The sequence below is a fragment of the Streptomyces panacea genome (genome assembly GCF_040560175.1).
GTDB lineage: Bacteria > Actinomycetota > Actinomycetes > Streptomycetales > Streptomycetaceae > Streptomyces > Streptomyces panacea.
On the sequence record NZ_JARJHW010000031.1, the window covers coordinates 44,400 to 53,676 of the forward strand.

The following is a 9,277-nucleotide window of genomic DNA, read 5'->3' on the forward strand; positions in this document are numbered from 1 at the left end:
ATGAATCTCCTTGATGCCCACCTCGTGCCGGCGGTGGACGGCGTGGCCTACGGGCTGCTGCTGTTCGTGGTCGCCGCCGGTCTGAGTCTCGCCTTCGGCACCGCGGGCGTGCTGAACCTGTCACACGGCACGCTGTACGCGATCGGTGCCTATACCGGTGCCGAGTTGAGCGACGGGACCTGGGGCGGACTCGCCGTCGGACTCGCGGCCGGAACCGCCGCGGCAGCCGCCGCCGGTGCCGGTCTGTCCGCGGCGACGATCCCCCTGGCCCGTCGTGGGCATCTCGCTCAAGCACTGCTGACGTTCGGACTGGCCCTGATCGGTGGCAATCTGCTCATCGAGTTCTTCGGGGCCGACGAACTACCGGTACGCGTCCCCGAGGTGCTCGACTCCTCGGTGACGCTGCTGGGCCACCGGTACCCCGCGTACCGGCTCTGCTTCATCCTGATGGCCGTCCTCCTCGCGGCGTTCGGTACGTGGGTGCTCACCCGCACCCGTGTGGGGGCGGCCGTACGGGCCTCCGCCGACGACCCGCAGATGCTGGCCACCACGGGGCACAGCCCCCGCGCCGTGCACACCGGTGTCCTGGCCGCCGCGGGAGCGCTGGCCGGGGCCGCCGGAGTGCTCGGCGCGCCCATCATCGGGCCGGGCGCCGGCACCGCCGACACCGTGCTGATGCTGTCCCTCGTGGTGGTCGTGCTCGGTGGGCTGCGGTCGCTGTGGACGACGCTGTTCGCGGCGATCGCCGTCGGCGAGGTGCAGACGCTCGGTGTCTCGCTGGCGCCCGACCTGGCGCCGTACCTGCTGTTCGCGGCCATGGCCGCCGTACTGATCCTGCGGTCCCAGTTCACCGAGCCGGCGACGGCGGGCCACGGGGGCGGTGGCGGTGGCTCGGACCCCGTGGAGTGGCTGCGGCGACGGCTCTCCGCCTCGTTCAAGGGGCGCTCGTTCACGGGGCGTGGTGCCGGCAAGGTGCCCGGCGGACCCGCCGCGGCGGGTCGCGAAGGGCCCGTACGGGCCCGGAGCGGCGGGCCGTTGTCGCGGCTGCTCCGGGGCGGCCCGGACGACAGCAGCCTCGCCTCGCGGGGCCGCCGGGCGGCGCCGCTGCTCGTCCTGCTCGTCGTACTCATCGCCCTGCCGACGCTCCTCGACGCGTACAGCATCTCGCTGGCCGGCTCCGCGCTGGCACTCGGGCTGCTCGCCGTCAGCGTCACCATCCTGACCGGCTACGCCGGGCTGCCGACCCTGGGCCAGACCGCGCCGTTCGCCGTCGGCGCGTACGCCACCGCGAATCTCGCCGACGCCGGCTGGACGGTGGGCCCGGTCCAGATCGTCGTCGCGGCCATCGCCGCCGCGCTGTTCTCCGTGGTGACGGGGCCCGCGGTGATCCGCGCCCGTGGAACCACGGTCCTGATGATCACGCTCGCGATCGGCGAGCTGGCGAGCGCCGCCATCAACCAGCTCAAGTCCGTCACCGGCGGCGCCGACGGCCTCGTCGGCTTCCCGCCCACGCAGGCGCTGTGGGGCGGGGAGGGGATGATCGACGAGAGCGAGGTCTACAACTACGCGCTCGCCGTCGGGGTCGTCGCCGTCGTCATAACGCTGATCGTGCTGCGCTCTCCCGCCGGAAAGCTGCTGACCGGCAGCCGTAACGCCGAGGCGCGGATGCGCGCCTCCGGCCACCCGGTGGGGCGCTATCTGTTCGTGGCGCACATCGGCGCCGGGGCCCTGGCCGGGGTCGGCGGTTCGCTGATGGTCACCGTCCAGCAGTACCTCTCCCCCGCCGACGTCGGCTTCGAGATCGCTGCGTTCGCGCTGCTGGCGGCCGTCATCGGCGGCAGTACGTCCGTCATCGGCGCCCTGCTCGGTGCCGGTCTCATCGTCTTCACCCGTGACTGGGTGGCCAGTTCGTGGCCCGGTCACGGACCGCTGCTGCTCGGCGCGCTGTTCGTCGCCGCCGTCTATCTGCTGCCGCGCGGTCTGGCGGGGCTGCGCCTCGGGCTCGGGTCCGGCGGGTCCGGTTCCGGTGGCCGGGGGGCCGATCGGGCCGATGGGCCACCGCCGCCCGACCACGACAGCGTTCCGGCCGGGAAGGTCACCCCATGACAGCTGTACTGGATCTCAAGAACCTCACCCGCCGGTACGGGAGCCTCACCGCCGTCGACGACGTCAGCCTCCAGCTCCCCGCCGGGGCACGGCACGCCGTCATCGGGCCCAACGGCGCCGGCAAGACCACCCTGCTGAACCTGATCGCCGGTACGGACCGCCCCGATCACGGCACCATCGCCCTGGGCGGCGCCGACATCACCCGTACGGCAACTGCCAAGCGCAGCCGCCTCGGTATCGCCCGCAGCTTTCAACAGCCGTCCGTGATAGGCGAGTTGTCGGTCCTGGACAACATCGTGCTGGCCGGCTGGCTGCACCATCCGCTGCGCCGGGGCGCGTGGCGGCGGCCGTCCCGCTACCGGCAGCACGCCGAGTCCGCCGCCCGCCATCTGGAGGCCGTCGGCCTCGCCGACTCCGCCCGCAGGCCGGCCGCCGACCTGTCCCACGGTCAGCGCCGCATGCTCGACCTCGCGGCGGCCCTCGCGGGCGACCCGCGCCTGCTGCTGCTCGACGAGCCTGCCGCCGGTCTGACCGACGGCGACATCGGCCGGCTGCTCTCGATCCTGGGCGGCCTTCCGGACAGCGTCGCCATCATCCTGGTGGAGCACCATGTCGAGGTCGTCGCCGAACTCGCCGAAACGGTGACCGTGTTGGCGGCCGGCCGGGTCCTGATCACCGGGCCCACCGCGGAGGCGCTCGCCCATCCGGAGGTCCGCGACGCGTACCACGCCACGGGCGCCCGTGACACCGCAGAAGCGAGAGGGTGACCGACCACCGATGCTGGAACTCACCGGCCTGACCGCGGGCTACCACGGCGGCACCGTCCTGCACGACCTCGACCTGACCGTCCCCGCGGGCTCCGTCCACGCGATCGTGGGCCACAACGGGGCGGGCAAGACCACGCTCGTCCACACCGTTGCGGGGTTCATCCGCCCCTCCGCCGGGTCGGTACGGCTGAACGGCCAGGACATGACCGGGCAGCCCGCGCACAAGGTGGCGCGCGCCGGGATCGGTCTCGTACCGCAGGGCCGCCGGGTCTTCGCCGGCCTGACCGTCGCGGAGCACCTGCGGCTCTCCCACCGCCCGCCGGGCCGCGGCGACGCGACCCGCCCCAGCGAGTGGAGCCCGGCGCGGGTCCTGGAACTGCTTCCCCGGCTGGGTGAGCGCCGGAACAACCGGGGCACCGATCTGTCCGGCGGCGAACAGCAGATGCTCGCCCTGGCCCGCGCGCTGCTCGGCTCGCCGAGCGTGCTGCTGCTGGACGAGCCCACGGAGGGGCTGGCGCCCGGCCTGGTCAAGCAGGTCTACGAACTGGTCGGCACGCTGGCGGAGGAGGGGATCGCGGTGCTGCTGGTCTCACCGAGCCCCACGCAGGCGGCGCAGTGCGCCCGTACGATCACGGTCCTCACCTCGGGCCGCCCGACCCTACGGATGTCGGGCGAGGACGCCCGCACAAACCCGTCACCACTCCACGAGGCCCTGGAACTGACCCCGATCCGATCCGCGCCCCGATAGACCCGTCCGGGCGGGCCGTTCAAGTCCGCCCGGCGGCCACTCCAACCCGCCCGGCGGACCACTCAAGCCCGTCCGGGGGATCAGTCAAGCCCGTCCGGCGGATCGTTCAAGCCCGTCCGGGGGATCAGTCAAGCCCGTCCGGCGATTGAAGACACCCCGCCACCGGCCGGAACCAATCCAGCCCGGCCCGCGGGCCGACCAAGCCCGTCCGGCGATTGAGGACAAGGCGCTGAGCCCGTCCGGCGGTTGAGGACGAACCGGCTCACCGGGGCGGACCCCGGTGAGCCGCTCACGTCACTTCAGCCGGTGCCCACCGAACCCGCTGTTACGGTCCGACCCACTGTTCTGCGCCTGCCACCACGCGTCGAACTCCGGCTGCCCCATCGCATCCCAGTCCGGCGTGTTCTCGACCTGCGCGCTGCCCATCCTGCGGGCCAGCGCGACCAGCGACGCGCCGACGGCGCCCCGGTTGGTGTCGTACGCCTCCGCGATCTCCTTCCAGCTCCCCCCGGCCACCGCCGCGGCCTCCAGCGCGGTCGCGTCCTGGAGCGCCTTCACGCTGCCGCCGCCGATGTGCGGCCGGGCGACGCTGGCGGCGTCGCCGACGAGCAGCATCCGCCCGGAGGTGTACTGCGGCACCTCCAGGTCGTAGATGGGCTGGATGAACGTGGTCTCGGCGGGGGTACGCAGCACCCTGGCCGCCCAGTACGGCGGGAAGTTGTCCGCGACGAGGGCCCGGAGGTGCGCGGTGAGCTCCGAGTTGAGCCGCCCGGGCGGCAGCGAGGTCGGCGTCTTGAGGTCCGGGTGGAGGTCCTCGGACTCGGGCGGGGAGGTGTAGAGCACCCAGTTGAGCCGGTGGCCGCCGACACCGTCCGGGATGCGGTAGATCATGCAGTGGCCGCCGGGGAAGACGACGTTGTGCGCGTCGTTGCCGTCGGACGGGAGGTCGGCGACATCCGCGGAGGTGCCGCGCCAGCCGATGTATCCGGCGTACGTCGCGCTGAGGCCGGGGAACATGGCGTCGCGCACGACGGAGCGGTAGCCGTCGGCGCCGACCACGGCGTCGAAGCGCTCCCGCTGTCCGTCGGCGAGTTGGAGGGTGACGCCGTCGGAGTCGGGCTCGACGGCCTTGACCAGCGCACCGGACCGGTAGTCGACCTCTTCGGGCACCCGGCGCCGCAACTCACTCCACAGCGAACCCCAGTTGTAGGCGCGGAACGGGAACGGCTGCTCCCCGACGGCCCGCCCGTGCTCCGCCTCGCCGTCCCGCACGCTCCACACACGCCGGGTCAGCGGCGCCCAGGGCATCTCGGCGGCCACGTATCCGGCGCTCTGGAGTTCGTTGTACCGGTCGTTGTGGAGGGCGATCCCCACTCCCCTGTCGCGGAGTTGGGCGTCGGCCCGCTCGAAGACGGTGACCTTCTCGGCTCCGCCGCGAGACACGGCCAGGGCTGTGGCACACCCCGCGATGCTGCCGCCGACGACGGCGACGCTGCCTCCACGCATACCAGGCTCTCCACTCAGTTGATGTTCACGGTGCTGCCGGTGGTGACACTGAAGTGGAATCCTATTCGAGTGGCACAGGCCGACGATTGTCGGCGGGGCACCGGTTCGCCATGCTGGACGTGTGCCTGGACAACGGAAGCGCAAGCGGAGCCGGGAGCGGCAACGGGGGCCTTCGACGGCCGAGTTGGGGCCGGGGCGCTGGACGGTCATCCTTGAGACCACGGACGAGCTGGAATGGCGGGCCCAGGTCCGGCGCCGGATGGCCGAGCACGAGGTACGGGACCCGGCCAGGTTCCGGCTGGACCAGTTCTGCGGCCGGACACTGCTGCCGACGACGTACCGGCTGAGCGTCTTCGTACCGGACGACGCGACGGGGTGAACGTGCCGGCGGCCGACCGGGCCCGTCCGGCGGCCGAGGAGACACTCCCCCAGCCACCGGACGGACGCGGCCGGCCCACCCCCCTCACCGCGCTACACGCCCTTCTCCAGCAGTCGCGCGTCCGCCCAGTCCGCGTGGTCCGAGTCGATTCCGTCGCCGCCGTCCGTGACGCGCAGCGTCAACTGCCGCACCCCACTGACGTCGACGTCGAACGTGTGCGGCGCGTCCGTCGGACCCAGGACGCCGCTGCGGGCCAGGACTTGGCCGTCGCCGATCACCTCGAAGGCCACCGAGCCCTTGTCCGGCTTCTCCTCGTCGATGCCGGCCTCGGCGGCGAAGCGGTCGTACGCGCCGTTGAGGTCGACGGTCACCTCGGAGAGCGCGTGCACCCCGAGCCCCTTGTCGTACGTCGTGTCGCCGAGCCGCAGCGGGCCGCCGTCGCCCGCGCCGTTCTCGCCGTTGGAGAGGTCGCGTTCGACCGGGCCCCAGCCGTTCGTCGCCGCCGTGAACGGCAACGAGCTGACGTACACGGTGCCTTCGCGCGCCACGAAGACACGCACCGTGCGCTCGACCGTCAGCGGTGGCGAGCCCCGTCGGGCGTCCGGGTCCCGGTAGGTCAGCGTGACGGGGATCTCCGTGGCCCCGTACGCCGGGTCGGCGGGGACCGTGAGCCGCCAGGACGCGTCGAGTTCGGCGCCGTCGGCCAGTTCGTCCGCCGTCGCGCCGGCGCCGTCGACCGCCCAGCCCTCGGGGGTACGGGCGCTCAGTGTCACGTCCTCGGCGGGGCCCGCCTCGTCCAGCACGAAGCTCGCCGAGACGTCGACCGTCGTGCCCGGCCCGGCGTCGGCCTTCGCGGGGGTGACGGACAGCGTCCCGACCGGCACGGCGTCCACCAGCAGGTCGCAGCTGTCGCGGCCCGGCACGGCGCGGCAGATCTGTGCCACGAAGCCGCCGTTCGCCAACACGGGCACCGTGATCGCGTCTTGACGGGTCGTCACCCTGCTCTCTCTGACCAGACCGGCCGTACCGTCCCGCACGGTGTCGACCCGCCACGAGCCCGGTCCCAGGAAGGTCAGCGGCACCCGCTCCGTACCGGCGGCACCCGCCCTGACCGAGCCGACGAACCACCGGTCGCCGTTCCTGCGCGCGAAGGTCGCCCCCTCACCGGGCGTCCCGGCGACAAGCCGGCTCTCGTCCCAGACGGTCGGTACCTGTTCGAGGAACCGGGCGACCTCGGGCCGGGAGCGGTACGCCTCGACGCTGCCCGCGTAGTTCTGGAACCCGGACTCGTACACGACGGAGAGCGCCAGCTCGGCGGCCTCGGTGTTGTTGCGCCGCCCGAACTGGAAGCCCATGGGGGTGAAGTCCATGGAGCCGACCACGTTGCGGGTGTAGGGCAGCGTCGCCATGTCGTCGGCCTGGACGTTGCCCTGCTCGGCGCCGTGCACGCCTTCCATCGTCATGACGTGCGGCCAGGTGCGCTGGATGCCGTGCGGGAGCGTCGAGCCATGGAAGTTGACCATCAGCTCGCGGTCGGCGGTCTCCCGGAGGATCTCGTCGTACCACCCCATGCGTTCGCGTGAGTCGGAGTCCATGAAGTCGATCTTCAGCCCGGCGGCGCCCCACTTCTTGACCTTGTCGAGCTGGGCCGTGCGCTCGGCGGCGGTGTCGAGATCGGTCCAGTGCATCCACAACAGGACGCCCACGCCGCGCCGTTCGGCGTACTCCATCAGCTGCGGCATCCAGTCGGTGGTGTTCCAGCCGTCGTCGACGAGGGAGTACTCCCAGCCGTGGGCCGCCGCGTAGTCCACAAACCGCTGCTGGGTCTCCAGGCTGCGCTGCGCCGCCCCGAATCCGGCGAGCCAGGACCAGGCGACGGTGCCGGGGCGGATCCAGGAGGTGTCCGCGACACGGGAGGGCGGGGCCAGGTCGTCCACGAGCGTGGACCCCGTCACCGTCGCCAGGTCGCCGGCGATCACGGTCCGCCAGGGTGTCGCGAGGGGCCCGCCGGAGGGTACGGGCACCGAGGGGTCGGCCAGCGCCACCTCGTAGCGCCCGCTGCCGGTCGTGTGGGTGAGCCGGCTCGCGGGATAGCGGCCGTCGACGTCGGCCTCGGAGAGGAGTACGTGGTCGTCGCCCACCTGGAACAGCGCGGGGTACGCGTACTGGCCGCTGTCCGCCCCGGCGGCGGTCGAACCGTCGTACGGCTGCTCGTAGTTGACCGAGTAGTCGCTCAGCCGGGCGGGCGCGTCACCCGGCAGCACGAAGCCGGACGCCTCGCGCAGCACGGCGCCGGTGCCGCCCTCGCCGCCGGGGAGCACGTAGCGGTACGCGACTCCGTCGCCCGCGGCGCGCACGACCAGGTCGACCCGGGCCCCGCCCGCCCCTTCCAGGGTGAAGCGTGACTCCGCCATGTCGACGGTGCGACGGCGCTCCTTGCCGACGACGGTGGTGTACCGCTCCGCGATTCGGCGGTCCTCGCGATCCACCAGGCGCAGTCCGCGCGTCAGGTCGGCGTCCTCGGTGACGATGCCGACGGGCGAGGGCTCGACGAGGGTGCGGTTCCCGTCGCCTACGGCGAGGGTGACGGTGCCGTCGGCGGGGTCGAGCCGTAGGGCGGCGGTGGGCCCGCCCCGCGACACGGTCCAGGCGGTGCCGCCGGGCCGGGGGTCGCTCGCCTCGTCCTGGGCGGCTGCCGGGGTCCCCAGGCAGAGCACCCCCGCGAGCGCGCTCGCGCAGGCGGCGCGCCATCGATTCGCTGCTCTTGGTCCGCTGTTCGTCATCGCTTGTCCCTCTCACTCGGAGCCGGGCCCAACGGGCAAACACGGGGCGCGAGTTGGTGATGACAGGGCTGAGCCTGAAGGGGCGCCCGCGCCCCGGATTGTCCGCCGGAATCCACCGGATCCGCCAGGGTGCGTCGCACAGAATCCAACAGAATCCATTACGCGCATACGATTACGCTGCGGGGCATGGGGACCTCAGCCGTGCCGGACAGCGTGCCGGGCGACCGCCTCGTGGCGTTCGGCAATCAACTGACCGATGTGCACATCCGGCTCCGGGAGGAGCTCGCCGGGCTTCAGGACGACGTCGACGGCCATCTCGCGGGCGGCGGCGAACGCCCACGCGAACTGCGGGCGCACTGCCTCGCGTTCTGCTCCGCCCTGACCCGGCATCACACGGCGGAGGACGACGGCGTCTTCCCCGCGCTGGCGCGGCAGTTCCCCGAACTCGCCCCCGTACTCGAACAGCTCGCGCGGGACCACCACATGGTGACCGCCGTCCTCGGCCGGCTCCAGGACCTGCTCGACGGCATCAGCCCGGTCCCGGACGCCGCCGAGGCGCGTCGGGTGCGTGGTGAACTGGGCGGTCTCGTCGCACTGGTGGAGTCGCACTTCACGTACGAGGAGAAGAAGCTCGTCGCCGCGCTGAACGCGCTGCACACGCCGCTGCCCGACGACTTCACCCTGCGGGACACACGGCGCCGCTAGGGCGTGTCCGCAAAGTCCGGCCCGGCCTGCGACGCCTGGCCCTGCGGCTGGGCAGGCGCGGCTCAGCTCTCAGGCGGAGCGCTTCCTCGCCGGGGCCTTCTTCGCCGTGGTCTTCTTGGCCGCCGCCTTCTTCGCGGCCGTCTTGCCCGTCGCCGTCTTGCCCGTCACCGTCTTCTTGGCCGCAGTCTTCTTGGCCGCGGTCTTCCTCTCCGCCGCGGTCTTGGACGCCGCCTTCGACGCGGTCTTCGACGCGCTCTTCTTCGCGCCCGCCGCCTTCTTGCCC

The 9,277-nt window shown here is 72.7% G+C and carries 8 protein-coding genes; 5 read left to right on the forward strand and 3 right to left on the reverse strand.

Going from position 1 to position 9,277, the window contains the following annotated elements:
• The 3 genes from P3L51_RS10820 to P3L51_RS10830 are packed head-to-tail and all read left to right on the forward strand — an operon-like array spanning window position 1 to window position 3,621.
• Entirely contained in the window at window positions 1-2,106 is a 2,106-nt protein-coding gene (locus tag P3L51_RS10820) for a branched-chain amino acid ABC transporter permease (protein ID WP_354604907.1), read from the forward strand.
• The gene (locus tag P3L51_RS10825) at window positions 2,103-2,873 is read left to right on the forward strand and encodes an ABC transporter ATP-binding protein (protein ID WP_354604908.1); all 771 of its coding nucleotides are present in this window, start codon (window positions 2,103-2,105) and stop codon (window positions 2,871-2,873) included. The genes P3L51_RS10820 and P3L51_RS10825 overlap by 4 nt, the downstream gene beginning before the upstream one ends.
• Before the next feature lie 10 nt (window positions 2,874-2,883).
• The gene (locus P3L51_RS10830) at window positions 2,884-3,621 is read left to right on the forward strand and encodes an ABC transporter ATP-binding protein (protein WP_354604909.1); all 738 of its coding nucleotides are present in this window, start codon (window positions 2,884-2,886) and stop codon (window positions 3,619-3,621) included.
• Between the two features lie 294 nt (window positions 3,622-3,915).
• Here the strand turns inward: P3L51_RS10830 and P3L51_RS10835 are convergent, their stop codons facing one another.
• Entirely contained in the window at window positions 3,916-5,127 is a 1,212-nt protein-coding gene (locus P3L51_RS10835) for an FAD-dependent monooxygenase (protein WP_354604910.1), read from the reverse strand.
• 121 nt (window positions 5,128-5,248) lie between these two features.
• On the opposite strand from P3L51_RS10835, the gene P3L51_RS10840 reads away from it, so the two are divergent.
• Window positions 5,249-5,506 carry a hypothetical protein gene (locus P3L51_RS10840; RefSeq protein WP_354604911.1) on the forward strand — a complete coding sequence of 86 codons (258 nt, stop codon included), beginning with the start codon at window positions 5,249-5,251 and terminating at the stop codon, window positions 5,504-5,506.
• A gap of 92 nt (window positions 5,507-5,598) precedes the next feature.
• On the opposite strand, the gene P3L51_RS10845 is transcribed toward P3L51_RS10840, so the two are convergent.
• Complete coding sequence (locus P3L51_RS10845) at window positions 5,599-8,289, reverse strand: NPCBM/NEW2 domain-containing protein (protein ID WP_354604912.1); 2,691 nt, start codon at window positions 8,287-8,289, stop codon at window positions 5,599-5,601.
• 186 nt (window positions 8,290-8,475) lie between these two features.
• Between P3L51_RS10845 and P3L51_RS10850 the strand changes: the two genes are divergently transcribed.
• Window positions 8,476-8,994 carry a hemerythrin domain-containing protein gene (locus tag P3L51_RS10850; RefSeq protein WP_354604913.1) on the forward strand — a complete coding sequence of 173 codons (519 nt, stop codon included), beginning with the start codon at window positions 8,476-8,478 and terminating at the stop codon, window positions 8,992-8,994.
• 69 nt (window positions 8,995-9,063) lie between these two features.
• On the opposite strand, the gene P3L51_RS10855 is transcribed toward P3L51_RS10850, so the two are convergent.
• The coding region (locus P3L51_RS10855) for a hypothetical protein (protein WP_354604914.1) at window positions 9,064-9,277 on the reverse strand (214 nt) is incomplete at its 5' end.

What these genes read in the sequence shown, in the direction of transcription:
- P3L51_RS10820 (WP_354604907.1), top strand. Translation starts at nt 1, where the DNA reads ATGAATCTCCTTGATGCCCACCTCGTGCCGGCGGTGGACGGCGTGGCC.
- P3L51_RS10825 (WP_354604908.1), top strand. Translation starts at nt 2,103, where the DNA reads ATGACAGCTGTACTGGATCTCAAGAACCTCACCCGCCGGTACGGGAGC.
- P3L51_RS10830 (WP_354604909.1), top strand. Translation starts at nt 2,884, where the DNA reads ATGCTGGAACTCACCGGCCTGACCGCGGGCTACCACGGCGGCACCGTC.
- P3L51_RS10835 (WP_354604910.1), bottom strand. Translation starts at nt 5,127, where the DNA reads ATGCGTGGAGGCAGCGTCGCCGTCGTCGGCGGCAGCATCGCGGGGTGT.
- P3L51_RS10845 (WP_354604912.1), bottom strand. Translation starts at nt 8,289, where the DNA reads ATGACGAACAGCGGACCAAGAGCAGCGAATCGATGGCGCGCCGCCTGC.
- P3L51_RS10850 (WP_354604913.1), top strand. Translation starts at nt 8,476, where the DNA reads ATGGGGACCTCAGCCGTGCCGGACAGCGTGCCGGGCGACCGCCTCGTG.